The sequence below is a fragment of the Nocardia brasiliensis genome (assembly GCF_011801125.1).
Taxonomy (GTDB): Bacteria; Actinomycetota; Actinomycetes; order Mycobacteriales; family Mycobacteriaceae; genus Nocardia; species Nocardia brasiliensis_C.
In genome coordinates this window covers 403,548-429,269 of record NZ_CP046171.1, presented here as the reverse complement: position 1 = coordinate 429,269, position 25,722 = coordinate 403,548, and the positions used below count along the sequence as shown (strand labels likewise).

28 protein-coding genes are annotated in these 25,722 nt (G+C 66.8%); 18 read left to right on the top strand and 10 right to left on the bottom strand.

The window, feature by feature from the left end; translation table 11 throughout:
- Positions 1–151 precede the first annotated feature (151 nt).
- Positions 152–616, top strand: a complete 465-nt coding sequence (locus tag F5X71_RS01995) for a GNAT family N-acetyltransferase (protein WP_167460400.1) — start codon at positions 152–154, stop codon at positions 614–616.
- Between the two features lie 25 nt (positions 617–641).
- Here the strand turns inward: F5X71_RS01995 and F5X71_RS01990 are convergent, their stop codons facing one another.
- Positions 642–1,646 (bottom strand): SCO2522 family protein, encoded by a 1,005-nt coding sequence (locus F5X71_RS01990; RefSeq protein ID WP_238815958.1) that lies wholly within the window; start codon positions 1,644–1,646, stop codon positions 642–644.
- Between the two features lie 216 nt (positions 1,647–1,862).
- Here F5X71_RS01990 and F5X71_RS01985 point away from each other — a divergent pair, with 216 nt between their 5' ends.
- From F5X71_RS01985 to F5X71_RS01960, 7 genes are all read left to right on the top strand, one after another.
- Positions 1,863–2,885, top strand: coding sequence for a Fic family protein (locus F5X71_RS01985; RefSeq protein WP_203218255.1), 1,023 nt, complete (start codon positions 1,863–1,865; stop codon positions 2,883–2,885).
- A 226-nt stretch (positions 2,886–3,111) separates the two neighbouring features.
- The gene (locus F5X71_RS01980) at positions 3,112–3,432 is read left to right on the top strand and encodes a type VII secretion target (protein ID WP_167460398.1); all 321 of its coding nucleotides are present in this window, start codon (positions 3,112–3,114) and stop codon (positions 3,430–3,432) included.
- The gene (locus F5X71_RS01975; RefSeq protein WP_167460397.1) at positions 3,429–3,908 is read left to right on the top strand and encodes a hypothetical protein; all 480 of its coding nucleotides are present in this window, start codon (positions 3,429–3,431) and stop codon (positions 3,906–3,908) included. Before F5X71_RS01980 ends, F5X71_RS01975 begins: the two co-directional genes overlap by 4 nt.
- Positions 3,909–4,077: 169 nt before the next feature.
- Entirely contained in the window at positions 4,078–4,551 is a 474-nt protein-coding gene (locus F5X71_RS01970; protein ID WP_238815683.1) for a hypothetical protein, read from the top strand.
- Between the two features lie 447 nt (positions 4,552–4,998).
- Positions 4,999–5,202 (top strand): hypothetical protein, encoded by a 204-nt coding sequence (locus F5X71_RS01965; protein WP_167460395.1) that lies wholly within the window; start codon positions 4,999–5,001, stop codon positions 5,200–5,202.
- Positions 5,203–5,364: 162 nt separating this feature from the next.
- Positions 5,365–5,700, top strand: coding sequence for an FAD-dependent monooxygenase (locus F5X71_RS37365; RefSeq protein WP_275106766.1), 336 nt, complete (start codon positions 5,365–5,367; stop codon positions 5,698–5,700).
- Positions 5,701–5,705: 5 nt separating this feature from the next.
- Positions 5,706–6,593: an FAD-dependent monooxygenase gene (locus F5X71_RS01960; protein ID WP_275106765.1), complete on the top strand. Its 888-nt coding sequence runs from the start codon at positions 5,706–5,708 to the stop codon at positions 6,591–6,593.
- A 5-nt stretch (positions 6,594–6,598) separates the two neighbouring features.
- Here the strand turns inward: F5X71_RS01960 and F5X71_RS01955 are convergent, their stop codons facing one another.
- The 4 genes from F5X71_RS01955 to F5X71_RS01940 all read right to left on the bottom strand — a co-directional run bounded on the left by F5X71_RS01955 (position 6,599) and on the right by F5X71_RS01940 (position 11,893).
- On the bottom strand, positions 6,599–7,186 hold the full coding sequence (locus F5X71_RS01955; protein ID WP_167460394.1) for a TetR/AcrR family transcriptional regulator: 588 nt from the start codon (positions 7,184–7,186) through the stop codon (positions 6,599–6,601).
- The gene (locus F5X71_RS01950) at positions 7,183–8,403 is read right to left on the bottom strand and encodes a cytochrome P450 (RefSeq protein WP_167460393.1); all 1,221 of its coding nucleotides are present in this window, start codon (positions 8,401–8,403) and stop codon (positions 7,183–7,185) included. The genes F5X71_RS01955 and F5X71_RS01950 overlap by 4 nt, the downstream gene beginning before the upstream one ends.
- Positions 8,404–9,118: 715 nt before the next feature.
- The gene (locus F5X71_RS01945) at positions 9,119–10,474 is read right to left on the bottom strand and encodes a serine hydrolase domain-containing protein (protein ID WP_167460392.1); all 1,356 of its coding nucleotides are present in this window, start codon (positions 10,472–10,474) and stop codon (positions 9,119–9,121) included.
- A 66-nt stretch (positions 10,475–10,540) separates the two neighbouring features.
- Positions 10,541–11,893: a serine hydrolase domain-containing protein gene (locus tag F5X71_RS01940; protein ID WP_167460391.1), complete on the bottom strand. Its 1,353-nt coding sequence runs from the start codon at positions 11,891–11,893 to the stop codon at positions 10,541–10,543.
- A gap of 307 nt (positions 11,894–12,200) precedes the next feature.
- Here F5X71_RS01940 and F5X71_RS01935 point away from each other — a divergent pair, with 307 nt between their 5' ends.
- The 4 genes from F5X71_RS01935 (at position 12,201) to F5X71_RS01920 (ending at position 15,905) form a co-directional block, all read left to right on the top strand.
- Entirely contained in the window at positions 12,201–12,641 is a 441-nt protein-coding gene (locus F5X71_RS01935) for a Fur family transcriptional regulator (protein ID WP_167460390.1), read from the top strand.
- A 58-nt stretch (positions 12,642–12,699) separates the two neighbouring features.
- Complete coding sequence (locus F5X71_RS01930) at positions 12,700–14,187, top strand: catalase (protein WP_167460389.1); 1,488 nt, start codon at positions 12,700–12,702, stop codon at positions 14,185–14,187.
- A 119-nt stretch (positions 14,188–14,306) separates the two neighbouring features.
- Positions 14,307–15,227, top strand: a complete 921-nt coding sequence (gene bla / locus F5X71_RS01925; RefSeq protein WP_167460388.1) for a class A beta-lactamase — start codon at positions 14,307–14,309, stop codon at positions 15,225–15,227.
- A gap of 408 nt (positions 15,228–15,635) precedes the next feature.
- On the top strand, positions 15,636–15,905 hold the full coding sequence (locus tag F5X71_RS01920) for a hypothetical protein (protein ID WP_167460387.1): 270 nt from the start codon (positions 15,636–15,638) through the stop codon (positions 15,903–15,905).
- Positions 15,906–15,929: 24 nt separating this feature from the next.
- Here F5X71_RS01920 and F5X71_RS01915 read toward each other — a convergent pair whose 3' ends face one another.
- A complete protein-coding gene (locus F5X71_RS01915) occupies positions 15,930–16,421 on the bottom strand; it encodes a PaaI family thioesterase (RefSeq protein ID WP_167460386.1) in 492 nt (163 codons plus the stop codon).
- A 274-nt stretch (positions 16,422–16,695) separates the two neighbouring features.
- On the opposite strand from F5X71_RS01915, the gene F5X71_RS01910 reads away from it, so the two are divergent.
- Together F5X71_RS01910 and F5X71_RS01905 are read left to right on the top strand one after the other, a co-directional pair.
- Positions 16,696–17,340: a TetR/AcrR family transcriptional regulator gene (locus F5X71_RS01910; protein WP_167460385.1), complete on the top strand. Its 645-nt coding sequence runs from the start codon at positions 16,696–16,698 to the stop codon at positions 17,338–17,340.
- A 116-nt stretch (positions 17,341–17,456) separates the two neighbouring features.
- Positions 17,457–19,898 carry a glycoside hydrolase family 3 protein gene (locus F5X71_RS01905; protein WP_167460384.1) on the top strand — a complete coding sequence of 814 codons (2,442 nt, stop codon included), beginning with the start codon at positions 17,457–17,459 and terminating at the stop codon, positions 19,896–19,898.
- Between the two features lie 44 nt (positions 19,899–19,942).
- On the opposite strand, the gene F5X71_RS01900 is transcribed toward F5X71_RS01905, so the two are convergent.
- Both F5X71_RS01900 and F5X71_RS01895 read right to left on the bottom strand, forming a co-directional pair.
- Positions 19,943–20,977, bottom strand: coding sequence for an aspartate-semialdehyde dehydrogenase (locus tag F5X71_RS01900; RefSeq protein ID WP_167460383.1), 1,035 nt, complete (start codon positions 20,975–20,977; stop codon positions 19,943–19,945).
- Positions 20,978–20,980: 3 nt separating this feature from the next.
- Entirely contained in the window at positions 20,981–22,246 is a 1,266-nt protein-coding gene (locus F5X71_RS01895) for an aspartate kinase (protein WP_167460382.1), read from the bottom strand.
- Positions 22,247–22,469: 223 nt separating this feature from the next.
- Here F5X71_RS01895 and F5X71_RS01890 point away from each other — a divergent pair, with 223 nt between their 5' ends.
- The gene (locus tag F5X71_RS01890) at positions 22,470–22,883 is read left to right on the top strand and encodes a YjbQ family protein (protein WP_167460381.1); all 414 of its coding nucleotides are present in this window, start codon (positions 22,470–22,472) and stop codon (positions 22,881–22,883) included.
- A 25-nt stretch (positions 22,884–22,908) separates the two neighbouring features.
- Here F5X71_RS01890 and F5X71_RS01885 read toward each other — a convergent pair whose 3' ends face one another.
- Complete coding sequence (locus F5X71_RS01885; protein WP_167460380.1) at positions 22,909–23,484, bottom strand: dihydrofolate reductase family protein; 576 nt, start codon at positions 23,482–23,484, stop codon at positions 22,909–22,911.
- A 31-nt stretch (positions 23,485–23,515) separates the two neighbouring features.
- Positions 23,516–24,091 carry a dihydrofolate reductase family protein gene (locus F5X71_RS01880; RefSeq protein ID WP_167460379.1) on the bottom strand — a complete coding sequence of 192 codons (576 nt, stop codon included), beginning with the start codon at positions 24,089–24,091 and terminating at the stop codon, positions 23,516–23,518.
- 58 nt (positions 24,092–24,149) lie between these two features.
- Between F5X71_RS01880 and F5X71_RS01875 the strand changes: the two genes are divergently transcribed.
- The 3 genes from F5X71_RS01875 (at position 24,150) to F5X71_RS01865 (ending at position 25,630) form a co-directional block, all read left to right on the top strand.
- Complete coding sequence (locus F5X71_RS01875; protein ID WP_167460378.1) at positions 24,150–24,737, top strand: TetR/AcrR family transcriptional regulator; 588 nt, start codon at positions 24,150–24,152, stop codon at positions 24,735–24,737.
- A 67-nt stretch (positions 24,738–24,804) separates the two neighbouring features.
- Entirely contained in the window at positions 24,805–24,987 is a 183-nt protein-coding gene (locus tag F5X71_RS01870) for a DUF1918 domain-containing protein (protein ID WP_428981440.1), read from the top strand.
- Positions 24,988–25,171: 184 nt separating this feature from the next.
- A complete protein-coding gene (locus F5X71_RS01865) occupies positions 25,172–25,630 on the top strand; it encodes an SRPBCC family protein (protein ID WP_167460376.1) in 459 nt (152 codons plus the stop codon).
- Positions 25,631–25,722: the final 92 nt, after the last annotated feature.

Below are 25,722 nucleotides of genomic sequence, written 5' to 3'. Positions count from 1 at the left end.
AAAGCAGTCGGCCGGGGGTCGCCATGACGGAATAACACAATGGCGCATAAACTACCTCGATCCGGACAGCGTGTGCCGTGCACCCGCCGAACATGCGAGCAAACGCCTACGCTGTTGATTTATGACCCGCGTTACCGCGCAAGGGAACACAGTGGACATCGCGACAGCGTCATCGACGCCCGTGTATCGATTGGCCGCGCTCTCCGATCTCGAGGGTGTCGCGGCAGTGGAGCAGGAACGATTCGGCGAGCACGCCTACCCCTATTTCGTATTGCGCCAGCTCTTCGACCTGCATGGCGGCAACTGGCTGATCGCGGAGGTGGACGACGCCGCCTGCGGGCACCTGCTGGTCGCCCTCACGCCGGATCGGCGCGCCTGGCTGCTCAGCTTCGCCGTCACCGCGAGCAAGTGCGGCCGTGGCTACGGGTCAACCCTTTTGGGGCAGGCGATCGAGTTGTGTCGACGACACTCGGTGCGCAGCATTCTCATTACCGTTCGACCTACCAACCAGTCGGCCTATAACCTATATCGGCGAATGGGATTCACCTGGACCGCATACGAGGAACATTACTTCGGCATCGGCGAACCTCGCGACATACTCGAATACAAACTCTGACCCGGAAAGCCGATTTCGCGCACGGCTATTCCCAGAGCAGATGGGAAACACGGTCGGAAAGCTTGCGGGGCACCGTGACCGGCACCTGCTCCGCGGCGCCACGCGCGATGAGCTGATCGACCACCGCCCGATCCAGGTCCAGGTGGTCCAGGATCATCTGGATCGAATGCACAAGGGCGACACGATTTTTGGGCACGATCGACATCGTCCGATAGGCCGCGAACGGCGGCGCGTCGGCGGCCAGCTGAATGATCTCCGGTAGCTCCTGCCAGTGATTCGGGAACCCGGCCTCGGGTGCGCACAGTTGCGGCCGAACGACGGCCGCACCGCCGCGGCGCAGCACACCGAGCCGCAGCAGCTGCCATACGGCGACGAGCATCGGCACCGACCATCGAATACGAGTCTCAGTGCGCCCGTTGACCGTTTCGGCGCTACGCGTCCACAGCCGCACGTCGAGGAAGATCGAGTGATCGCCGTGGCCGAACTCCTGCGCCGGCCGAAACGGCACCATCCACGTCTGCTGCGCCGGTTCGTCGACCGAGCGACGGCCGTTGCTCAACCAACCGGACGCCGCGGCGGCCGGACGATCTCCCGGCGACGACGAAACCCCCGACTCGGCGACCAGACTGGCGGCGACCAACTCGGCGAGTTGGATCGGCGCACCCGACGGCACGCCGTCGCCGCGCGGCACCACCACCGCGCAACCCGATTGGCGCGCCAAATAGTCGATCCGCAAACCGGTTTCGTCCGCGGCGGTCAGGAGCTTGCCGAGCACGGCGCGCGGGTCGGTGTTCGGCTCGGTGTAGTCGTCGAGGACATAGCAGGTACTCACCCGCACCCGGGAACCGAATTCCGCCCGCGCGGCGGCGATGAACGTATCGACCAGCGGCACGATCGCCCGGAGCCGGCGCAGCACCTGATCCATGTCGTGCGCGATCTGATACACGGAGAAGTGGCCGACCTCGAGCGAGAGATGCGACAGCGGCACCTGCTCGATCTGGACCTGCTCACCGCGCTCGCTGTAATCCATCACGAGTCACGACCCCCTCGCGCCCCGGCGCGCACCCGCCACCTCAGCCAACTGGACCAGCCCCGTTCCCACGCACGCCGACCCCTAAAAGTGTGCGCCCGTTCCCCACCCCCAGCCAAGAGCACCCGCCCATCCCACCCCAACTCGAGACCCACCGACCGCCAACCCCAGAAAAGCCCAGCATCCTGGGTTGCCGCCATGGCCCGGAGGCAGGCGATGCTGTACACAATCCCTGAGCTCGACGCTATCGACGAGATGGTGCTCGCCGGGATCTACCGCCGTCGAGACAATCTGGCTTCGGCGATGCGGGTGCCGAAGCGGTGGCCCGGATTGCTGCGCCGCAATCTCATGGCCCGCGCTATCCGCGGCTCGAACAGCGTCGAGGGCTACCGTGTCCAGACCGACGACGCCGCTGCCGCCGTCGATTATGAAGAGGCGCTGACCGCCGACGAACAGACCTTCGCCGAGATCCGCGGCTATCGACAGGCCCTCGGCTATGTCCTCACTGTGGCGCGAAGCGGCGCTGCCATCGACGAATCCACTATCAAGGCACTGCATTTCATGATGCTCGGCCACGATCTGTCCAAGAGCCCGGGGCAATACCGCACCGGCGCGATCTATGTGCGTGAAGAACCCACCGGCGACGCGGTTTACGAGGGGCCGGGCTCCGCCATGGTCCCGGAATTGATGGCCGAACTCGCTGGCACGCTGACCAGCGTGGCAGACCCGATCGTCGCGGGCGCGATGGCGCATCTGAACCTGGTGATGATCCAACCCTTTCGCGACGGCGATGGCCGAATGGCCCGAGCCCTACAGACTCTCGGTGCCTCCCCGGGGCGGCCTCGCCGAGCCGACCTTCTGCAGCATCGAGGAATGGCGCGGCGTGAACGCCGAGGACTACTACCGCATCCTCGCGCTTACCGGCGTCGGCAGTTGGTCCCCGGCTCGAGACGCTGGACTGTGGCTCAAGTTACGGAGATCCTGTACGACGCGTTGATCGGGTTCCGCATCCGCAGGCATGGCTACCTTGTGCGCGCTGCGATCGATGAGCGAACCGCCTCGCGCGACTTCAAGGCGTTGACCGCGGCGGGATTACTGGCCGCGCGGAGTGAGACCCGGGCACGCCACTACGTGGCAGGCCCACGGCTACTGGAACTCAGATCGACAGTTCGAGAGGAAGTTCCGCGACGCATCATCGACCCATATCCAGATCTTCGGGCGGAACTACCGCGGCCATAGAACAGACTTCAGCGAGCCTCCAGGCATCGTCGCGTTGCGGAAATGCGAACACCACCGCTCATGACGAATCACTTTGGAAACAGGCAGATCTGGGCTGACAGTGGTCCAGCATACGAACCAGATCGCCCCCGTACCGCCCTGTTATAGTCGGGAGGTTCTGATGCCGAGGACGAGGGGGCGGAATGCGGCAAATACTCATCCACCTGATGTATTGGGGTGGCAATCGATGACCGACAACTTCTCGGTTGAACCCGACGTCCTCGACCGGGTATCCAGCAGGTTGCACAAGCTGTCGACGGACAATGCGCAAGCCAACCAGTACATCGACGGGTGGCTCGATGTGCGGGGCGATGTCGGCGGTGTCTTCCCGAACGTCGCCGCCACCATCCAGCACATCCGGGCCGAGCTCACCACCAATTACGCTGAGCTGGGACGCATCACGAGTGAGTCGGCGGACGAACTGGGCAACGCCGCACAGATGTATCGGTCGACGGACCGAGCCAGGGCCGCCGAACTGGACCGCACCTATCCGGGCGAAAGACGATGACCACCGCGCCTGTGGATCGGCTGACCGAGCCGACCAACGACGATATGATGCCCGACCTCGTCGAACTCATCCTCAACGGCAATCTCTATTCCCCCACCTATTGGGTGAACATGATCCTGGCCAACAGCATCAACGTCGATCCGTTGTCCTACACCACCAATTACCTGGCCGGTGATTGGCAAGCGATGCAGCGGGCCGCGAAGGCGATCCGGAGCCTCTCGAAGTACAGCGGGGACTACGCCCGGGAAATCAGCAGTGCCGTCGATGAGACCGACGGCAATTGGAAAGGGAATGCCGCCCAGAGCTCGCCGAGCAGGGCAAAGCCGAACTCGAGCGACTGCGCCAAGAACCGGCGCCACTGGTCGCCCCTGCCGCCCGCGAGCCGGAGCCGGCTCCTACCGGACCGACGCCAACGGCTGCTGCCACCGCCCACATCCATCCCGGCACCCGCAAACCCAACCGCGACCGGATCGTGATGCCCGACGAACCCGATGCGGACGACCTGTATTTCCAAGAGCGTCGCGACCGTGGTTATCTGATCTGACCGTGCGCGAATCGAAACAGCCGCAGAGCCAAGAGGTCAGGTTTCCGATCGGCCGGAATCCGGCGCGCGGCGCACTCCCCAAGCGCGGGAGAACCGTTCGCATGTCGCTGCGCGCACCCCTGCCGGAAGTGTGCCCCGACCATGGGCAGCCCGCGGTGCGATACAAGAAGGGCGCGGCCGGGTTCTTCGCACGCGGACAGCCGTTCGGGCTGCGCAACATGCTCAAATACGGCAGCACCATGAACTGGAAGCGCGCGAAGCCGAGGCTCCGAGATCTGACGATTATTCGCGAACTCGGCATCAAAAAGGGCCTGGCGACCTGGTATCGGGGAAAACCGATCGACACCGCGGTGACCATGGTGCGTGGTGAATGGCCGGTGTGCTCCCGCTGTTTGATCAGCATCGATATCTACCGAACACTCGGCCTTTTCATGGTGGCCGTAACGATGCTCGCCATCGGCGCACTCGTGCTCGTACACCTACTGGATGTCGAGGAACTGCTGGCACCGCTGGCTCTCATAGTGTTCTTCGGGACGCCGTTCGAAGTACTGCTCGCCGCAGCGGCTTTCGATTGATCGACCACCTACGTCCGCGGCCGCCTCACCGACGACCGGCGCTACCTCGTGATCCGCGCGCACCCGAATTTCGCCGCGACCGTGCGCGAGCGCGGCATCGAGCGCTTCGACAGCGCGGCGATGCACCGAGCCGCGGCAAGAAAACGGTCCGTCCGCGACCCGGAACCCGATACCGGGCCCGGCACTGCGGCGCGGCCCAGCTAGACCGCCGCACCCAGCACGCGGACAGCGCCCTCGTACTCGTCCGGCCCAGACAGACGGCCCGCCTCGGACCACCAGTCCTGCTAATGCTGGAACGTTCCAAATGATACGGAGCGAAAGAGGGTGGGGACGCGATACTCAGCCTCGTCCCCAGTCCGCGACGCCTGGCGACCGACCCCACGCGAAGAGTTCGAGAAGCGGCTCGATCGCCCGACCAGTGCGGTCGTCCACGTCGGGGTGTTCGCCATGGGCAGCGCCGACAACAGGCATGTCGAGGGACGAAAAGACTTCCAGCTCAACTACATTGCCGAGGACGACTGCTACGTCATATACGGCAACGGCACCTTGACGAGCAAACCCACCACATCGGACCGGATCGCCGGAACACTGCGCGGGATGATCACCCGCACCTTCACCGACGTACGCTCCGGTACCCACCGGCCGTACTGAGTCGGCTGGACACGCGGGCACACGCCCCAAGCATCCCCGCGAGCGCCTCGAATAGTGACCGGCCACCGCACGCCCATCGATTTGAACATTTGTACTAGACATTTGTCTCAATCAGTTGTAGACATATGTCTAAGACATTCGATCAAGCAAAGGAACAGACTGATGGGCACCACTCACAACTCGCTTCGCATCCTCGTCGCCGGTGGCGGCATCGGCGGGAATGCTGTTGCGTTGCAGCTGGTTCGGGCGGGGATCGGGGTGACGGTGGTGGAGCGGGCCGCGGCGCCGCGGCCGGGTGGGCAGGCGGTGGATCTGCGGGGGCCCAGTGCCGAGGTGGCGGAGCGGATGGGGTTGATGGCGGGTATTCAAGCGGTGCGGCTCGATGAGCGCGGGATGAAGTTCGTGGACGGGGCGGGGCGGGATGTGGTGCGGATGCCCGCGGAGTTGTTCGACGGTAAGGGTGCGGTCGCCGAGATCGAGATCACCCGGGGGATCTGAATCAGGTGTTGTTGGATGCGCTGGCGGCGGCGGGCGGGGTGGATTACCGGTATGGGGAGTGGATCACCGATATCGCGCAGGACGGGTCCGGGGTGGATGTGGTTTTCGATTCGGGGGCGCGGGAGCGCTTCGACGTGGTGATCGGCGCGGATGGTTTGCACTCGGCTACCCGGCGAATGGTGTTCGGGCCCGAGGAGCAGTTCTCTACCTACCTGGGTGGCTATATGTCGTTCTTCACGATGCCCAGTGCCGCGGATGCCGAGCCGCACTGGTTCACGATGCATTCGCTGGTCGGGGCGACCAATATCGGGTTGCGTCCGGATGCCGATCCGGCGACGTCGAAGGCGTTGATCACGGTGCGCGTGCCGGCCGATCCCGGGTTGCGGGGCGATGTGGCGGCGCAGCAGGATTTGCTGCGGCGCAAGCTCGCCGGTGGCAGCTGGGAGGCGGCGCGGATCGCGGCGGCGATGTCGCAGGCGAGCGACTTCTATTTCGACGAGTTGGCGCGGATCGATATGCCGAGCTGGTCACAGGGGCGGGTGGTGCTGCTCGGCGACGCGGGCTACTGCGGGTCGCCGCTGAGTGGGCAGGGTACCGCGATGGCGTTGCTGGGCGCCTATGTGCTGGCCGGTGAGATCGCCACGCACGCAAGCGATCCGGAGCTGGCGCTGGCGCGTTACGAACAGGTGCTGCGCCCGTTCATCGCCAAGGCCCAGGAGCTGGCGCCGGGCGGCTTGAAGGCCATGACACCCAAGACCGCGTTGGGCATCCGTGCGGGCCAGACCGTGAGCAAGCTGATGACCGCGAAACTGATGAAGCCACTGATGATGAAGATGCTCACCAAGACCGAGTCCTACGACCTGCCCGACTACCCCGCACACCGCACCGCCTGACGGTGTCAATCGACCGCGATCTCCTGGCCGAGCAGAAACGGAAGAACGAAGGTACGCAACATGGTTCGCTCCTCCTCCGCGCTTTCCTCGGGCAAGGTCAGCAGCGAAACCATGGCCCGGACCACCCACCGGCCGATGCGGTGCGCCGCCTGTGCGGACAGTCCGGGGCGCAGACCGGACACGAAGTCGACGGTGAGCGCGTCCAGCACCGCGGACGAATTCGACAGCTGCGCCACGATTCCGGCGTTCTCGGCGGTGAACCACACTGCCAGATGCGGTGTTTCGCGCACCTCGGCGAGCAAGGCGGTGAGCCCGTCGAGCAGGCGCTGCGCCGGGTCGGCGGACTCGGTCCTGGCCGGATCACGCCACACCCGTTCGACCACCTGCCGCGCCTCACGCCCGGCGAAAGCCACATACAGCGCCTGCCGATTGTCGAAGTAGCGGTATAGCGTGGCCCTGGAACACCCTGCGGCCTCGGCTACTTCGGCCATGCCGATACCGCCGACCCCCTTCTCCATGAACAGCGCGCGGACCGCGTCGAGGATGCGCTCGCTCGCCAGTTCCGCGCGACTGTCGGCCAGCCAGCCGCTCACGCCGCGCACCGGAAGGCCAGGGTGGTCGGCCGCCGGACGTACGGTCCCGGCGCGTACTCGACCGAATCGATATCGACCACATAATCGGGGAAGCGATCGAGCAGTTCCTCCAACGCGACCCTGGCCTGCATGCGGGCGACCGCCGCGCCGAGGCAGTGATGCGGTCCATGACCGAAGGTGAGAATGCGCTGCGGATTTCGTTCGATGTCGAGCTCCGCGGCGTCGGCGCCGAACGCCCGCTCGTCCCGGTTGGCGGAGCCGAAGACGAGTAATACCTTGCGCCCGGCGGGAATCGACTTGCCACCCAGCTCGAGTGGCCGGGTGGCGGTGCGGGCCAGACACTGGACCGGCGCCGTGAGCCGGGCGAATTCCTCTACCGCCGTGCGGATCCGATCCTTGTCCTCGACCAGTGCCGCGCGCTGTGCCGGATGTTGCTGCAGCAGTTGCACGGCGCCGCCGAGCAGACCCGTCGTGGTGTCGTTGCCGCCGGCGACCATGGTCCAGGCGTAGGCCAGAATCTGCACCAGGCCACGGACATCGGCGTCGTCGGCCGCCATCCCGGCCTGCACGAGCAGCGACACCGTGTCGTCGCCCGGATCGGTGCGCCGCCGCTTGATGAGCTCGGCGAAGTAGGCCATCATCGCCATCGAGGCGGGCATCGCCTGGGTACTGGCCCGGTCGGTGCTGCCCGCGACGACCGCGTCGGTCCAACCGTCGAACCGGCCACGGTCCTCGGCGGGCACGCCCAGGTAGTGCGCGACCACCATGCTCGGCAGTGGCTTGAACAGCCGGGCGACGATGTCGCCGCCGCCGTCGGCGGCGAGCCCGTCCAGCCGGTCGCGCACGAACCGCCGCACCACGGGCTCGACGTCGAGAACCTGACGCGGCGTGAAGCCACGCGCGACAAGTTTACGAAAGTCGGTGTGCTCGGGCGGATCCTGCATCACCAGCGGCGGGTTGTCGGTGAGGCCGATCTGTTCCAGTTCTCCGTATTCCACGGTCAGGCCGTCGCGCGAGGAATAGGTGTCGCTGTCACGGGCCGCCGCGTAGACGTGCTCGTGCGTGGTGAGCACCCAGTAGTCGTCGGCGGGGCGGGCCCGCGGCACCACGTGATGGACCGGATCCTGTTCGCGCAGCGCGGCATACATACCCCACGGCGAAACCCAGGTGGGTCCGGAGCGCAACTCGAAGACCGGACGATACGGATCGATCACCATGTAGTGACGGTAAGACAAAAACACAAAAGTGTCTAGAACGGGTTTCAGTTACATCCCCGGACCGATCACCCTCCGAAACCGGTCCGGCCACCCGTCACCGAGACCGATGCCCATGCACCCCCCGTGGTTACCTTCGGCAGTCGGCCATACCGAGTCGCCCGCCAGCTCCGGGAAGAGCCATCGAAAGGTGTGCGCCCGCGCCCCGAGCGGCCTACCGAGCCGGTCACCCCTCGTGGACCGGCCCGGCAGGCACTCTCGAACCCCGGCGCTCGACCTGCCAACCCCTCGAAGACAGGTCGAGCACCGTTCCCCCACCCCGGTGGTGGCTCTACACCTCGCCGACCGGAGCCCCGGTGTCCTCGGCGTGACTCAAACAATGCCGTCGACGGCTTAGCACCCACTTAAGAACACCTTGCAGCGGAAAAATCGCTGGTGATGATGCCGATACGGCGACGAATGTGCGGAGTTTGTAGCACCCGGTCCCGGATAGCCGATGATGGAGACAAGTGCGCCAAGGAGATTGGAACCGACGATGGAAACCGTGGTGGTCTGGGTTTTGGCCTGCCTGATCTATTGGTGGGGCCTGCTGTAGCGGGCAGGCGGGAAAGCCTGGTCCGCGGCACGGGCCAGGCCTACTATGTCAGGTCGTAGAAATTCTCGCGAGCTCCGGCACGATCGGCCGATGCCGACCGGAAGCCGGCGTCGGACCGACCGCCTACCGGCGGATGCCGGGCGCGGCCGGACCCAGGCAGAGCAGGATGGCGCATCCGGGGGCCGCATCCCAAAAGGGCGGTGCGAGAGGGGAATCGAGGCAGGACAGCACGTTGCAGCCGGGGTAGGCGAACGGCCCGGTGCCGAAAACCGCAAGGACGAAGTTCATGTCGAAGAACTGGCCGGGGTTGAGCCGGATCGGCGGCTCGACATACGGGCCCGGGTCGGGAATCGGCGGCTCGTGGAACGCCGCGAAGAGCCTGCGGAAGAACTCGTACGGCAACTCCTGGATGTTCTGGATGGTGCCGGAGAGGCCGAACTGGCTGACGTTGCCGTAGAAACCGGTCCACACCACCGTGAGACCGAGGCTCGGCATGATGAAGACGTTCTGCAAGCCGAGCCCGGCCATCATGTACACGTCGGGCGGCAGGATGGTCGCGGACTCGGCGCAGCCGGGCCCGAGCCAGAACAGATAGCCGTAGCACTGGTTGGTCGCCGACGGTGTGCGCGCCTGCCGCAGATACGCCGTCGAGACGAGTTGCGTCGTGCCCCAGCGTCCGTCATTGCTCACGAGCAGGCCGAGCTTGGCGAAGTCGTTCGGCGGGATCATCAAATGGGCGTACCCGTAGGTATGCCCGGAACGATCCCTGGCCCAGTAGTAGTCGCCGCGTTCGATGCCGAGCGGATCGAACAGCTCACGCTGGGCGAACTGCTGCAACGGTTCGCCGATGGCCAGTTCTACGACATAGCTGAGCAGGTCGACGTTGCGCTGGCTGTAGCTGAACGTGGTGCCGGGCGGGTTGTCCAGCGGCACCCCCAGTGCCTGCACCGCACTGTTCGGGTCGATCGGAATCACCGCGGTAGCGCCCTCGGTCAGCACGCCCACCCGCATGCCGGAGGACTCGGTGAGCAGGTTCCGCACCGTGATCGAGCGATGCTCGGCATCGCCGAGACCCGGTGGCAGATACCGATCGATCGGCGCGTCGATATCGAGCTTGCCCTGGTCCCAGGCGATTCCGGCGAGCAGCGAGACGACACTCTTGGTAGCGCTCCAGATGTTCCAGGCGACATCGCCGGTCTGCGCGTTGGTCGGCCCCTCGCCGATCAAGCAGTTGTGCCGAAACACCTGCACGTTCAACCGGTTTCGGGTGGCGGCGAAACGCAACGCGGCGTCGAGCCGCTGCCGGTCCAGGCCGGCCTGCTCCGGCTCGGCCCGCGCGAACTCGCGACCGGACGAGACCGCGCAACGCACCGCGTCCGACACCGGACCCGACTCCGCCCGCGCGCCCGCGGCGAAGACGTTGCCCGCCACCAGCGATAGCGCAGCGAACCCGATCAGGAACCCACCGAATCGCCCCATGACCATGAGGTTATCGCGTGCGGCCCGCGCCGACCAAGGAATGGCGAGCGGCGGCCGCGCCGGGAGTCAGCGAATTCCCGGCGCACCCGGGCCGACGCACAGCAGAATCGCGCAGCCCGGCGCGGTATCCCAAAAGGGCGGGGCCAGTGGATAGTCCAGACAGGAGAAGACGTTGCACCCCGGGTAGGCGTTCGGGCCGATGCCGAACACCGCGAGCAGGATGTCCGGGTCGACGTAGCTGCGGGGGTCGAGGCGCACCGGCGGCTCGACGAACGGGCCGAGGTCCGGCATCGGTCGATCGTGGAAGGCGGCGAAGAGTTTCCGGAAGAACTCGTAGGGCAGCTCCGCCTGATTCTGCAGGGTGCCGGTCAGCCCGCCGCTGCTCTTGTTGCCGAAGAAGCCGGTCCAGACCACCGTCAAATCCAGGCTGGGAATGCCGAAGACGTTCTGCATGCCGAGGCCGTCCATCATGAAGATGTCCTCGGGCACGTTGTAGAGCGGTGCCGCGCACTCGGGGCCGAGCCAGAACAGGTAGCCGTAGCATTCGTTCGGCCGCGACGGGCGCAGGGCCGCGCGCAGGTACTCCGCGGAGACGATCTGTTCTGTCCCCCACCGTCCGTCGTTGCTCACCAGCAAGCCGAGCTTGGCGAAGTCGTTCGGCGGAATCATCAAATGGGCGTACCCGTAGGTGTGCCCGGCACGGTCGCGCGCCCAGTAATAGTCGCCGCGTTCGATGCCGAGCGGATCGAACAGCTCACGCTGAGCGAACTGCTGCAACGGTTCGCCGACCGCCAGCTCCATGACGTAGGTGAGCAGGTCGACGTTGCGCTGGCTGTAACGGAACGTGGTGCCCGGCGAGTAGTCCAGCGGCATGCCCAAGGCCTGCACCGCGCTGTTCGGGTCGATCGGAATCACGCCGGTGATGCCCTCGGTGAGCGCGCCGACCCGCATGCCGGAGGACTCGGTGAGCAGGTTCTCCACCGTGATCGCGCGGTGCTCGGCGTCGCCGAGACCGGCGGGCAGATACCGATCGATCGGCGCGTCGAGGTCGAGTTCGCCACGGTCCCAGGCGATTCCGGCCAGTAGCGAGACGATGCTCTTGGTCGAGCTCCAGATGTTCCACGCGACGTTGCCGGTCTGGGCGTTCGTCGGGCCCTCTCCGATCAAACAGTTGTGCCGGAACACCTGCACGTTGAAGCGGGCGCGGGTAGCGGCGAAGGTCAGCGCGTCGGCGAGCTTGTCGCGGTCCAGGCCGACCTGTTCGGGTTCGGCGCGGGCGAACTCGCGACCGGACTGCACCGCGCAGCGCACGTCGCCGGCCGCACGGTCGGGGGCCGCCTGCGCGGTGCCGGTGAAGACATTGCCGGCCACCAGTGCCAGCGTGGCGAACCCGATCAGCAACCCACTGCATCGCCCCATGCGCAGAGGCTATCGTCGCACTCTCCAGGATCGGGCCAGCCGGCCCGGCGCGTCAGAAACCACAAACGCCGCCAGGTCTACGACCTGGCGGCGCTGAGTCGCCGGACGCCACGCCAGCGTCACGACTCGGGTCGACGTCCCACAAGCGCCTCTCGGCGAGTGGTCGCACGCGGCGACGAAGGGTGAGGCCCGGGGCTGTCCGGACGCCGACAGTGGTGATCAACGAGCACCGGCCCGGAAGTATTCCGAGCATGATCCAGAACTCCTTTTCTTGACTCATTCCAGAAAAGCGGGGAGTATTGGTGACATGCACACCAACCACACCGACGCCAAAGCGCAGCTGCGTGCGGCCGGTCTGCGGGTCACCGCCCCGCGGATCGCGGTGTTGGACGCGGTCGCGGCCGCACCGCATACCGACGCGGATCGCGTGGCCGCCACCGTCCGGCAGGCGCTGGGCTCGGTTTCCACCCAGGCCGTCTACGACGTCCTGCGCGCCTGCGTCAAAGCCGGGATCCTGCGCCGGATCGAGCCCGCCGGGTCGGCGGCGCTGTACGAGACCCGCGCCGGAGACAACCATCACCACCTGGTGTGCCGCAGCTGCGGCACGGTCGTGGACATCGACTGTGCCGTGGGCGCAGCCCCGTGCCTGACGCCCGACGACACCCACGGGTTCGCGATCGACGAGGCCGAGGTCGTTTTCTGGGGCTTGTGCCCGCAATGCCGTACCCAGGCGCGGCAGCAATCTTGATCGAGCCCCGGGGGACAGCCCACCCCCGGGACATTCGTACCAACGAGGAGGCTTCGACATGACCAAGCCGACAACGACGAACACCGGCATTCCGGTAGAGAGCGACAACGAATCGCTCACCGCGGGCACCCAGGGCCCGATCCTGCTGCACGACCACTATTTGATCGAGAAGCTCGCCCAGTTCAACCGGGAACGGGTGCCGGAGCGGATCGTGCACGCCAAGGGCGCGGGCGCCTACGGCGAGCTGGTCGTCACCAACGACGTCAGCCGCTACACCAAGGCCAAGCTCTTCCAGCCGGGTGCGCGCACCGAATCGCTGGTCCGGTTCTCCACCGTCGCAGGCGAGCAGGGCAGCCCCGACACCTGGCGCGACCCACGGGGTTTCGCGGTGAAGTTCTACACCGAGGACGGCAACTACGACCTGGTCGGCAACAACACCCCGGTCTTCTTCATCAAGGACCCGATCAAGTTCCCCGACTTCATCCGGTCACAGAAGCGCTTGCCCGGCAACGGACTTCGCGATCACAACATGCAGTGGGACTTCTGGACGCTGCGTCCGGAAACCGCGCATCAGGTGACCTGGTTGATGGGCGATCGCGGCATCCCGAAGACCTACCGGCACATGAACGGCTACGGTTCGCACACCTATCAGTGGATCAACGCCGCGGGCGAACGCTTCTGGGTGAAATACCACTTCAAGACCGATCAGGGCATCGACTACCTGACCCAGGCCGAGGCGGACCGGATCGCCGGCGAGAACGCCGACTACCACCGCAAGGATCTGTGGGACGCGATCGAACGCGGCGATTTCCCCAGCTGGACGCTGCACGTGCAGGTGATGCCGGTCGCCGAGGCCGAGAACTACCGATTCAACCCGTTCGACCTGACCAAGGTGTGGTCGCACAAGGACTACCCGCTGATCGAGGTCGGCAAGTGGACGCTCAACCGCAACCCGGGCAACTACTTCGTCGATATCGAGCAGGCCGCCTTCGAACCGTCGAATGTCGTTCCCGGCATCGGCTTTTCGCCCGACAAGATGCTGCTCGGCCGGGTGTTCGCGTATGCGGACGCGCACCGCTACCGGATCGGTACCAACTACGCGCAGCTGCCGCCCAACCTGCCGCGGGCCGCGGAAGTGAACTCCTATTCCAAGGAGGGCGCCATGCGGTACTTCTACAACGACGCGAATGTGCCTGTGTACGCGCCGAATTCGTTCGGCGGGCCGCACGCCGACCCGGCACAGGCACCCGACGGCGGACTCTGGGATTTCGAACCGACCATGGTGCGGGCCGGGTACATCGAGCACGCCGAGGACGGTGACTTCACCCAGGCGGGCACCCTGGTGCGCGAAGTCTTCAACGATGAGCAGCGGGATCGCTTGGTGAGTAACGTCGTCGGGCACGTACTCGGCGGCGTGCGGGAACCGGTGCTGAGCCGGGTCTTCGAATACTGGACGAACGTGGACCCCGAGATCGGCAAGCGGATCGAGGAAGGCGTGCGCGCCGGGCTCGACGGCGCGCCGACACCGCCGCCCGCACAGGGCTGAGCGACACCGTGATTCATGGGTCGCGGGATGCGCACAGCCGCATCCCGCGACCGTCGCCGCAGGTCAAGCGGACCACAGTCACGGTTGCCGGATGATCACCCGACTGGAAAAGTAGTGGGATGATTCGGTTCACACGTGATACCCGGTTGGTGCTGGCCACCGCCGCGCTGGTCCTACCGCTGCTCGCCGGTTGCGGCACCGACTCCCCGGCGGCATCCACCGAATCATCACCGGTCAGCACCCAGGCCGTGGCGCCCGCCGCCGAACTGAGCGCGCTGGAACAGCAGTACGGTGCCCAGGTCGGGCTGTTCGCCGTCGACACCGGCAGCGGCAAGACGGTGACCAACCGGGCCGATCAGCGCTTCCCGTTCCTGTCCACCTTCAAAGGGTTGGCCGCCGCGGCGCTGTTGAAAGCCCATCCACTGGACACCGGATACTTCGATCGCGTCATCCACTACACCGAAGCCAACCTCGTCGACTACTCGCCGGTGACCGGCGCCAAAGTGGCCGAGGGCATGACCATCGCGCAGATCGCCGACGCCGCGATCACCCAGAGCGACAACACCGCGGGCAACCTGCTGCTGCGCGAACTCGGTGGGCCACAAGGGCTTACCGACTTCCTGCGCACCATCGGCGATCAGGTCGGTCGCCTCGACCGCTGGGAACCCGACCTCAATACCGCCTACCCCGACGACGAACGTGACACCACCACACCGGCCGCGCTCGCCGCCGCCTACCGCGCCCTCGTCGTCGGCGACGCGCTCGGCGCCCCCGAGCGCGACCAACTCACCAAGTGGCTGAAGGCGAACACCACCGGCGACAAGCGAATTCGCGCCGGCCTGCCCGCCGGATGGAGCACCGGCGACAAAACCGGCACCGGCTCCTACGGCATGGCCAACGATGTCGCCGTCACCTGGCCCGAGGGCAACCAGTCCCCCATCGTCATCGCCATCCAAACCCGCAAACCCACCGAAACCGCCGACCCCAGCAACGACCTGGTAGCCGCCACCACCAAACTCGCCCTAACCCATCTCCGCTGATTCCCTCCGACCGGAACCGTCCGACAGCCCCGTGCGTCCAAGCTCGAGAAGCGGGTCGACCGAGAGGTGGCTCGTCACCGAGGGTTTGGAGGTGCTTCGATGGCGGTACGGATGCATCGAGTAACACGGGAAGTGACTGTCGGGGTTCGGGGGGAAGGTGGGGTGTTGGGGTTGTGTCGGCCGTTGCCTGGGGTTTGTAGTCGGCATGGGGAGGCGGAGGTTGAGCGGCGGCGCGGGGTGGTGCGGTTCCACTGGGACAACAGAGTTCGAGTGCAAACCACATTCGGGTCGGCTGCTGCCTGGGGGCTGCGCAGGCTGCGGCGGGTGCCGCCGTCCACGGCAACGGAACTCACCGCGGAGTGGCCGGTGTGTGGGCGGTGCGTCCGACAGTGGCGGGCACTTCGGGTGGTGGGTCTTGTGCTGGTGTTGGCTGGGGCGGTGCCGCTGGTAGTTCTGCTCGTGGGCGGGTTCCTCGGGTTACTGACTCCGCCGAGGTCACCGGTGGTGGGTGTGGCTTTTATTCCGGTCTGGTTTCCGGGGCTGATCGCGGTGGCGTGCGCGGCTTTTGATCGGGCGAGCAGGTATGTTCGCGTGCGACCGATCGTCGGCGATACGGCGATTGTTCTCGTCGCGCACCCGCGGTTCGCCGAAGCGGTAGCGGCACAGGGGTTTTCATAGGGCGTGGCCGTGGCACGCGTGCGCTTATACGCCGAGGAAGGGGAGTTCGCCCTCCTTGGCGCCGTGGGTGCGGAAGTGCTCGGCGGGGACGATGATGAACATGGCGTCGGATTCGGCGATGAGTTCGCCGTCTAGTTCGAGACGGGCGGTGATGTGCAGTTTGCGGTCGCCTTCGCGCCTATCCAGGGTGGCGCTGACGCGCATCGGGCGATGCAGCGGTGCGGGCTTGCGGTAGTTCACCGCGAGTTTGGCGGTGACCGCCGGGATGCCGTTGCGGGTGGGCACGCTGCCGGACGCCTCGTCCAGGACGGCGGCGACGATCCCGCCGTGCGCCAGCCCGGGCGCGCCCTGGTGCCGCTCATCGAACGTGCAACTGCCGATGACCCCGTTCTCGACCAGCTCCACCGCCATCGCGACGCCCGCGAGATTCTGCGGCCCACACCCGAAGCAATGCTCCCCGTGCACGGCCCCCTGCCCCGCCGCCCCGCTCCCCGACACCCCAACGGTTCCAGCCATACCCACTCCTCGATCAGCAACCAAGACTCCGCCCGAAGCTATCAGGCCTCATTCGTAGCGCTTGCCGACCTTGGCGATCCACAGCTCGTCCGGCATGACCTTGTAAAAGACGCGATGCTCTCGAGTTGTGATCAACGCGTCGTAGTCCTCTTTGGACATCAGCACGGCATTTCCCCCTTCGACACGATCTCGATCGTGTCATGGTCTTCGTTCACCTTCGCGACTACGCAGCCGAGATCAGTGCACAGCGGGACGGCGGGATTAGGCTCGGGCGGTGACTGAGGGACGTGGGGGCAGGGCGGCGCAGGCGGATCGGCGGCGAGAGGCGATTCTCGAGGCGGCACGGGAGGTGATCGCGGAGCGGGGGTATCGGGGGGCTTCGCTGGCGGCGGTGGCCGAGCGGGTGGGGCTGACCCAGCCCGGGTTGCTGCATTATTTTCCGAGCAAGGAAGAACTGCTGGTGGCGGTGCTGGAGGCGCGGGATCGGTGGGATACCGCGGCGTTCCTGGCCGGGCCCGCGGCCAACTCGCGGCTGTCGTCACTCGCGCAGCTGGTGGAGTACAACGCGCTGCGCCCCGGTGTGGTGCAGACGTTCACCGCGCTCGCGGCCGAGAGCGTGACGGGACAGCATCCGGCACGGCCGTACTTCGTCGAGCGGTACGCGAACGCGAGGGTGAAGGTCGCCGAGCTGCTGCGCACGGAATTCGGGGAGCGGCTCGCGGGCGGGCGCACCCCGGAGCAGGTGGCGCCGCTGCTGCTGGCGGTGATGGACGGTTTACAGACGCAATGGCTGCTCGACCCCCAGACTGTTGATATGGGTCATTCCTTCCGGGACTTCATCACCCTGCTCGAGCCCGAGGCCGACGCTGCGGTCCGCGAGAACGGTAACGAAACGATAACGTCACCTACTATTGAGTAGGTGAGCACCGCGGTATCGTCCGCACTCCGCGCCGTCCGCATGCTCCGCCCGTCGTGGCGATCGCGGCGATCCCCGACCGCCACGCGCACTGTCATTGCGAGACAAAGGAGTTCACCATGGCCCAGCTCGATCCGGCACGCGAGGAGGTCGTGGCGGCGGCCCTCGGCAAACTCGATCTGGACGCGAAGGCACGACTGCTGATGGGGCAGGACATGTGGTCGTTGCCCGCCCTGCCGGAGATCGGGCTGCGTTCGCTGGTGATGTCGGACGGACCGATCGGGGTGCGCGGGGTGCATTGGACGGCCGACGACCCCTCGATCGCGCTGCCGTCACCGACCGCCCTCGCCGCGAGCTGGGATCCGGAGCTGGCGCGGCGCGCGGGCAGGCTGCTGGCGCAGGAAGCGCGGCGCAAGAACGTGCACGTACTGCTCGCGCCGACCGTGAACCTGCACCGATCCCCGCTCGGCGGCAGGCATTTCGAGTGCTACTCGGAGGACCCGTACCTCACCGGACAGATCGGAACCGGCTATGTCCGGGGCGTGCAGGACGGCGGAATCGGCACCACCGTCAAACATTTCGTCGCCAACGACGCGGAGACCGACCGCTTCACGGTGAACAATGTGGTGCCCGCGCGCGCATTGCGGGAACTGTATCTTGCGCCGTTCGAGGCGATCGTCCGCGACGCAGGCCCGTGGGGCATCATGGCCGCCTATAACCAGGTCAACGGCACCACGATGACCGAGCACAGCGCGCTGCTCACCGGAATACTGCGCGGCGAATGGGGTTTCGACGGCTTCGTGGTCTCGGACTGGATGGCCGCGCGCTCGACGGTCGCCGCGATCACCGCCGGACTCGATGTGGCGATGCCGGGTCCGCGCGGCGTCTACGGCGAGGCGCTCGCCGCGGCGGTGCGCGCGGGCACGGTCGAGGCAGCGGCGGTCGATGCCGCGGTGCGCAACGTGCTGCGGCTGGCGGCGCGCGCGGGCCTGCTCGACGGCGCCGACCCCGCCGTCGCCCTGCTGCCGGACGATATCGACGGTGTCGCGCTGGCGCACGAGATCGCCGCTCGCGGTTTCGTCTTGGTGCGCAACGAGCCGGTGGGCGCGCACCCCGCACTGCCGCTCGCGCAGGATGGCACGAAGGTGGCGCTGCTCGGCCTGGCCGCCCGCGACGCTCGCATCCTCGGCGGCGGATCGGCGACCGTGTTCCCCGCGTCGGTGGTCTCCCCGCTCGACGGGCTCACCGCCGCACTGCCGCCCGGCGCGCTGACCTACGCGATCGGCGCCGCCCCGAGCGACGAACTGTCCGCGGCCGACCGCGGATTCGACCTGCACGCCCGCATTTTCGACGCCGATGGCGCACTGCTCGGCGAGAGCTCACTGCCCAACGGCATGGTGAACTGGCTGGGCGAGCTCCCCGACGGCGTCGCCTACGCCGACCTGCACACGGTCGAGGTGCGCGGCACGTTCACGCCCGAGGTGACCGGCGCACACGCGTTCGGCACCAAGGGGATCGGCGAGTTCCGGTTGACGGTCGGCAATGCCGTGGTGTTCGACGGCACCGAAACACTCACCGGCTCAGATCCTTTCGAGGCCTTCTTCGGCACCCCCGTCACCAGGGGCACCGTCGAGCTCACCGCGGGCACGCCGGTCGAGGTGACGATGACGCACACTCCCGTGAAGTTCGCCGACATGCCCATCCAGGCCGTTCTTTTCACCCTCGGGCACGCCGAGCCCAGGCGCGACCCGGACGAGTTGATCGCCGAGGCCGTCGAGGCGGCGCGCGCCGCGGATGTCGCGGTGGTCGTGGTCGCCACCACCGAGCAGGTGGAATCGGAGGGCTTCGATCGCACGAACCTGCGCCTGCCCGGCCGCCAGGACGAGCTGGTCAGCCGCGTCGCGGCGGTGAACCCGCACACCGTGGTGGTCGTCAACGCCGGCTCGCCGGTGGAAATGCCTTGGCGGGAACAGGTTTCGGCGGTGTTGCTGAGCTGGTTCCCCGGCCAGCAGGGCGGGGCCGCGCTGGCCGATGTGCTGCTCGGCAGCACCGAGCCGGGCGGACGGCTGCCCACCACCTGGCCGGTCGCACTGGACGATTGCCCGGTCGCCGAGGTCACCCCGACCGACGGCGAACTGGTCTATCGGGAGGACGTATTCATCGGCTACCGCGCCTGGGAGCGGGCGGGACGCCCGCCGGCCTACCCGTTCGGGCACGGATTCGGTTACACCACATGGGAATACGAGTCGATCGAGCGGGACGCGAGGACGGTGACCGTGCGGCTGCGCAACGCCGGTTCCCGGCGTGGCGGCGAGGTCGTGCAGGTTTATCTGGCGCCAGTGGCAGATTCGGCGGTGCGCCCGGCCCGTTGGCTGGCCGGGTTCGCGCGCGTGGAGGCCGACCCCGGCGAAACCGTGGAAGCGCGGATCACCCTGCCGGAGCGAGCTTTCCAGATCTGGGATGAGGACGCGAACGCATGGCGGTCGATCCACGGAGCCTACAAGGTCGAGGCGGGCCGCTCGTTCGCCGATCGTCGGCTGCGGACACAGATCGAGGTGTAGGTGCGCGAACCGCGGCCGTGCGCGCGCACGGCCGCGGTATCGAATCAGCGGTTGCTGAGCAGCACTTCGGCGATCTGAATGGTGTTGAGCGCAGCGCCCTTACGCAGGTTGTCACCCGAGATGAACAGGGCGAGGCCGCGGCCGTCGGGCACACCCGGATCCTGCCTGATCCGGCCGACGAGGGAGTCGTCGGCGCCCGCCGCCTGCAACGGCGTCGGCACGTCGACCAGCTTGACCCCCGGCGCCTTGGCCAGGATGTCCTTGGCCTGCTGCACCGAGAGCGGCTGGTCGAACTCGGCGTTCACCGACAGCGAGTGCCCGGTGAACACCGGGACGCGCACGCAGGTGCCGCTCACCAGAAGGTCGGGGAGCCCGAGGATCTTGCGGCTCTCGTTGCGCAGCTTCTGATCCTCGTCGGTCTCGCCGGAGCCATCGTCGACCAGCGAACCCGCCAGCGGCAGCACGTTGAACGCGATCGGCGCGACGTACTTGTTCGGCGCCGGGAAGTCGAGGGCGCTGCCGTCGTGGGTCAACTGCTCGGCGCCGTCGATCACCGCGCGCGCCTGTGTCGCGAGCTCTTCCACGCCGGCCAGGCCGCTACCGGAGACCGCCTGGTAGCTCGACACGATGAGCCGGCGCAGTCCCGCGATATCGTGCAGCGGCTTGAGCACCGGCATCGCCGCCATGGTGGTGCAGTTCGGGTTCGCGATGATGCCCTTGGCCAGGTTGCGGGTCTGCTCGGGGTTGACCTCGCTGACCACCAGCGGCACATCGGGGTCCTTGCGGAAGGCCGAGGAGTTGTCGATCACGGTGACGCCCGCGGCCGCGAAGCGCGGCGCCTGGACGCGCGACATGGTCGCGCCCGCGGAGAACAGCGCGATGTCGAGCCCGGTCGGATCGGCGAGTTCGGTGTCCTCGACGACGATCTCGCCACCGCGCCACGGCAGCGTCTTACCCGCCGAGCGCGACGAGGCGAAGAATCGCACCTCGTCGGCCGGAAAGTTGCGCTCCTCCAGCAGTTTCCGCATGACGGCGCCGACCTGACCGGTCGCGCCGACAACGCCTACGCGAATACCCATGGCTTATCGTCCTGTTCCCGCGTGCACCACGGCGACCTCGTCGCCGCCCAGCTCGAAGGCACGGTGCAGCACCTTGACGGCCTCGTCCAGCTCGGTGTCCTTGACCAGCACCGAGATCCGGATCTCGGAGGTGGAGATGAGATCGATGTTGACGCCCGCGTCGGCCAGCGCCTCGCAGAACTTCGCGGTGACGCCGGGGTGGCTCTTCATGCCCGCGCCGACCAGCGACACCTTGCCGATGTGGTCGTCGTAGAGCACCTGGGAGAAGCCGATCTCCTCCTGCTGCTTGGTGAGCATCTCGACGGCGCGCGCGCCGTCGGTCTTGGGCAGGGTGAAGGTGATGTCGGTCTTGCCGGTATCGATCTTGGAGATGTTCTGCAGCACCATGTCGATGTTGATCTCGGCGTCGGCGACCGCGCGGAACACCTTGGCGGCGTAGCCCGGCACGTCCGGCAGACCGACCACGGTCACCTTGGCCTCGCTGCGATCGTGCGCGACGCCCGTGAGGATTGCTTGCTCCAAGGGGATGTCCTCCATCGATCCGTAAACGTAGGTGCCCGGCTTGTCGGTATAGGACGAACGCACATGCACGGGCACGTTGTAGCGACGCGCGTATTCGACGCAGCGCAGCATCAGCACCTTCGCGCCGCAGGCCGCGAGTTCCAGCATCTCCTCGTAGGAGACCTGCTCGAGGCGCTGCGCGTCCGGCACGATCCGCGGGTCGGCGGTGAAGACGCCGTCCACGTCGGTGTAGATCTCGCACACGTCGGCTTCCAGCGCCGCGGCCAGCGCGACCGCGGTGGTGTCGGAGCCGCCGCGACCCAGCGTGGTGACGTCCTTGCTGTCCTGGCTGACGCCCTGGAAGCCGGCGACGAGCACGATCTGCCCGTCGTCGAGCGCCTGGCGCAGGCGGCCCGGGGTCACGTCGATGATCTTGGCGTTGCCGTGCGCGCCGGTGGTGATCACGCCGGCCTGCGAGCCGGTGAACGAGCGGGCCTCCGCGCCGAGCGAATGGATGGCCATGGCGACCAGCGCGTTGGAGATGCGCTCACCCGAGGTGAGCAGCATGTCCATTTCCCGCGCGGGCGGCGCGGGCGCGACCTGCTGGGCGAGGTCGAGCAGCTCGTCGGTGGTGTCACCCATGGCGGAGCAGACGACCACCACGTCGTGGCCCTGCTTCTTCGTCTCGACGATCCGTTCAGCGACGCGCCGGATACGCTCGGCGGTTGCCACCGAGGATCCTCCGTACTTCTGAACAACGAGAGCCACGACAGGGTCCTCCAAGATCGACAACCAGCTGCTAACAGCCACCCAGCGTACCGGCCGCGATCCAGCGGATTCCCGTTGCCTCCTCGGCCCACCGCCGGGCGGGAGCTGCCGCGCTGGTCGGGCTCGGTAGGGCCGCGCCGGGAGCGGCCGCTCGAAAGATCGTTTCGGCGCACCGGGACCAGCGCACGCCGCCGCGGCCGCCGCGATGACGCACGATGGAGTGATGAAGAGCACGGTATTAGCGGTGACGACGGGACGAACCGAGGTCGTGCGGGACATCACCGAGGCGTGCGCGTCGTTCGTGCGCGATGCCTCCGGCGGCGGTGACGGGCTGCTCAATGTGTTCGTGCCCCACGCGACGGCCGGGGTCGCGGTGATGGAGCTCGGCGCGCGCAGCGACGACGACCTGCTCGCCGCGCTGCGCGAGCTGCTGCCCGCCGACGATCGCTGGCGGCACGCGCACGGTTCGCGCGGGCACGGCCGCTCCCACGTGCTGCCCGCCCTCATCGCGCCCTACGCCACGATCCCGGTGATCGGCGGCGCGCTGGCCCTGGGCACCTGGCAGTCCGTCGCGCTGGTCGACCTCAACATCGACAACCCCGACCGCCAGGTGCGCCTGTCCTTCCTCAGCGACTAGGTGTCCGGGCGGCGCCGCGGGCGGATCAGGCGCGGGTGAGCCAGGTGACCTGGTTGCCGTTGCCGAACTCGCGGCGGGCGGTCGGGGTGAACAGCGTCGGCTGGAACGCGCCGTCGAAGGCGCGCACGCCCGCGCCCGCGACGACGGGATAGCTCTTGATCACCAGCTCATCGAGCTCGCCGAGCAGCTGTGCGGCCAGGTTTCCGCCACCGCACAGCCAAATGTCGCCGCCCGCTTCCGCTTTGAGCCGGCGCACCAGGGCGAGCGGGTCGGACTCGACCAATTCCACTGCGGGATCATCGATCCGGCCGAGCGTGCTCGACACGACGTACTGCTTCATGTGCCCGTACGGGCTGGTGATCCCCACCGACAGCGCCGGTGCATAGGTGCCGCGCCCCATCACCAGTGTGTCGAACCGCTGGTTCGGCGCGTCCACCGCGACACCGAAGTGTGGCCGCGCGTGCGTGGGCAGCGTCTCGGGGTAGTCCTGCCCGATCCACGCGGTGAAGTCCGCCGGCAGCGGGTAGAAGCCGATGTCACCGTCGGGTCCGGCGATGTAGCCGTCGAGCGACATGCCGACGAAGTAGACGAGTTTTCGCATTCGAGAATCTCTTTCGATAGGTGGGCGACGGTCAGGCGCGGGTGAACCAGGTGACCTGCGCGCCGTTGTCGAATTCCTTGCGCCGAGCCGGGGCGAACAGGGTCGGCTGGAATTCGCCGGCGAAGGCGGAGATTCCGCTGCCCGCGACCACCGGATAACTCTTGACGATCAGCTCGTCGAGCTCGCCGAGCAGCTGTGCGGCCAGGTTTCCGCCACCGCACAGCCAAATGTCGCCGCCCGCTTCCGCTTTGAGCCGGCGCACCAGGGCGAGCGGGTCGGACTCGACCAATTCCACTGCGGGATCATCGATCCGGCCGAGCGTGCTCGACACGACGTACTGCTTCATGTGCCCGTAGGGACTGGTCATCCCCATCGCCAGGCCGGGTTCGTAACTGCGGCGGCCCATCAGCACGGTGTCGAAGCGGACGTTCGGCTGGTCCGGCGCCATCGCGACCTGCGACCGAAGTCCGGTCGGGACGAACTCCGGATACTGCGCGTTCAGCCAGCGACCCATCTCCTCGCTCTGCGGGTAGAAGTCGTACTCCCCTGCCGGACCCGCGATGTAGCCGTCGAGCGACACGGCGACGTAGTAGACAAGTTTTCGCATTCCGGTACCACCCAAGCTGTTGTACTCTCTTTGTAGTGGTTAGAACGTAGTACTACAGATGGAGTGGTGTCAAGTGCGGACCAATCACGAGCGCAGGCAGGCGTTGCTCGACGCGGCCATCGAGGTCCTGGCCAGGGACGGCGCGCGCGGGCTCACCTTCAGGGCGGTGGACAAGGCGGCCGCGGTGCCCGCGGGTACCGCGTCGAACTACTTCGCCAATCGCGACGATCTGCTGACCCAGGCGGGCGGACGCTTCTATGAACGGCTGCAACCGAGCGCGGCCACCATGGCCGACCTCGCCACGGGGCCGCGGACCCGCGAGCACATCGTCACGATGATGAAAGAGGTCGTCGGACGCATCGAGGCCTACCGCACCGGCTACCTCGCACTGCTGGAGTTGCGCCTGGAGGCGACCAGGCGGCCGGAGCTGCGGGCCGTGCTGACCGAGCGAGTGCGCGCCGATGTCGAATTCAACGTGCGCAATCACCTCGACTCCGGATTACCCGGCGACGAAAAGTCCGTACTACTGCTCTATCTCGCGTTGAACTGGCTGATCGTGGACCGGCTCACGCTGCCGGGAGTGTTCACCGAAGAACAGAGCCAGGACCTCATCGAGGCGGCGGTTGATCGAGTGATCCGCGGGTGAGACCAAATGGTCGCAACGACCGGAAACGATGTGAGCGCCGTCACTTTCACCCGATAATGAGGCAATGATGGCGAATGTCGGGGATCGATTGCTCGTGCACGGGCACGTGGTGGGACAGGCGGATCGCCAGGGAAAGATCATCGAGGTGCGCGGCCCGAACGGGTCGCCGCCCTATCTCGTCCGATACTCCGACGGACACGAATCCCTGGTGTTTCCGGGACCGGACGCGATAGTCGAACCCGCGGACTGACCGCGCGCCCTGCGCGTCGAACCTTCCACGCGGAAGCTGTACATCGCGTAGTCGATCTTCGCCCAGAACCCGAAAGCGCACGTCGGCAGTGCGCGTGAACCACCAATCCGTACCAGAAGGTTGACGGACCGAGGAGCGCTGGAGAGAATCGGGCCGTTGTCCATCGGGGGTCGGAAGGTTTTTCATGCGCACCAGAACCGATATCCGATTCGTCGTCGACGCAGATTCCGCACAGGTACTCGATGCCCTGGCCGCCGTGGAAATGCTCCCGGAATGGTCGCCGGGATATACCGATGCCCGCGTCGCGTCGCGCGACGAGGCACGGCGGCCGCTGCGAGTATTCGTGAAGACCGAAATCCTGGGCAGCTCCGATATGCAAGTGCTCGAATACGATTGGGCCGAAGACCGGGTGTCCTGGCAGGTCACCGACAGCACCAGGAACGCGCGGGGCGGCGGCTTCTTCGAGATCTCCGAGGGCGCGGACGGCACCAGAGTCTGGTATCACGCGGAGATCTACTTACCCATCCCGGTTCCCGGGCTCCTACTGAAGCGCACCGTGCGAAAGCTCAACGAGACCGCGGTGCAGAATTTCATCGAGTTTGCCGAGCGTTTTCCGGAAGCGGAAAACTATCAAGCCGTATAGCCATGACGAATAACCCCGCACGCGTGCGCCGAGAGCGAAATCGCCGCCACGCGCGGCCCGCCTGACCGGCATCGACGGAGTTCGGGTGCGAC

Excerpts from the sequence above, each read along its gene's own strand:
- F5X71_RS01990 (WP_238815958.1), bottom strand. The coding sequence starts at position 1,646 with ATGGATTACAGCGAGCGCGGTGAGCAGGTCCAGATCGAGCAGGTGCCG.
- F5X71_RS01985 (WP_203218255.1), top strand. The coding sequence starts at position 1,863 with ATGCTGTACACAATCCCTGAGCTCGACGCTATCGACGAGATGGTGCTC.
- F5X71_RS01980 (WP_167460398.1), top strand. The coding sequence starts at position 3,112 with ATGACCGACAACTTCTCGGTTGAACCCGACGTCCTCGACCGGGTATCC.
- F5X71_RS01975 (WP_167460397.1), top strand. The coding sequence starts at position 3,429 with ATGACCACCGCGCCTGTGGATCGGCTGACCGAGCCGACCAACGACGAT.
- F5X71_RS01970 (WP_238815683.1), top strand. The coding sequence starts at position 4,078 with ATGTCGCTGCGCGCACCCCTGCCGGAAGTGTGCCCCGACCATGGGCAG.
- F5X71_RS01965 (WP_167460395.1), top strand. The coding sequence starts at position 4,999 with ATGGGCAGCGCCGACAACAGGCATGTCGAGGGACGAAAAGACTTCCAG.
- F5X71_RS37365 (WP_275106766.1), top strand. The coding sequence starts at position 5,365 with ATGGGCACCACTCACAACTCGCTTCGCATCCTCGTCGCCGGTGGCGGC.
- F5X71_RS01950 (WP_167460393.1), bottom strand. The coding sequence starts at position 8,403 with ATGGTGATCGATCCGTATCGTCCGGTCTTCGAGTTGCGCTCCGGACCC.
- F5X71_RS01945 (WP_167460392.1), bottom strand. The coding sequence starts at position 10,474 with ATGGGGCGATTCGGTGGGTTCCTGATCGGGTTCGCTGCGCTATCGCTG.
- F5X71_RS01940 (WP_167460391.1), bottom strand. The coding sequence starts at position 11,893 with ATGGGGCGATGCAGTGGGTTGCTGATCGGGTTCGCCACGCTGGCACTG.
- F5X71_RS01935 (WP_167460390.1), top strand. The coding sequence starts at position 12,201 with ATGCACACCAACCACACCGACGCCAAAGCGCAGCTGCGTGCGGCCGGT.
- F5X71_RS01930 (WP_167460389.1), top strand. The coding sequence starts at position 12,700 with ATGACCAAGCCGACAACGACGAACACCGGCATTCCGGTAGAGAGCGAC.
- bla (WP_167460388.1), top strand. The coding sequence starts at position 14,307 with ATGATTCGGTTCACACGTGATACCCGGTTGGTGCTGGCCACCGCCGCG.
- F5X71_RS01915 (WP_167460386.1), bottom strand. The coding sequence starts at position 16,421 with ATGGCTGGAACCGTTGGGGTGTCGGGGAGCGGGGCGGCGGGGCAGGGG.
- F5X71_RS01905 (WP_167460384.1), top strand. The coding sequence starts at position 17,457 with ATGGCCCAGCTCGATCCGGCACGCGAGGAGGTCGTGGCGGCGGCCCTC.
- F5X71_RS01900 (WP_167460383.1), bottom strand. The coding sequence starts at position 20,977 with ATGGGTATTCGCGTAGGCGTTGTCGGCGCGACCGGTCAGGTCGGCGCC.
- F5X71_RS01890 (WP_167460381.1), top strand. The coding sequence starts at position 22,470 with ATGAAGAGCACGGTATTAGCGGTGACGACGGGACGAACCGAGGTCGTG.
- F5X71_RS01885 (WP_167460380.1), bottom strand. The coding sequence starts at position 23,484 with ATGCGAAAACTCGTCTACTTCGTCGGCATGTCGCTCGACGGCTACATC.
- F5X71_RS01880 (WP_167460379.1), bottom strand. The coding sequence starts at position 24,091 with ATGCGAAAACTTGTCTACTACGTCGCCGTGTCGCTCGACGGCTACATC.
- F5X71_RS01875 (WP_167460378.1), top strand. The coding sequence starts at position 24,150 with ATGGAGTGGTGTCAAGTGCGGACCAATCACGAGCGCAGGCAGGCGTTG.
- F5X71_RS01870 (WP_428981440.1), top strand. The coding sequence starts at position 24,805 with ATGGCGAATGTCGGGGATCGATTGCTCGTGCACGGGCACGTGGTGGGA.
- F5X71_RS01865 (WP_167460376.1), top strand. The coding sequence starts at position 25,172 with ATGCGCACCAGAACCGATATCCGATTCGTCGTCGACGCAGATTCCGCA.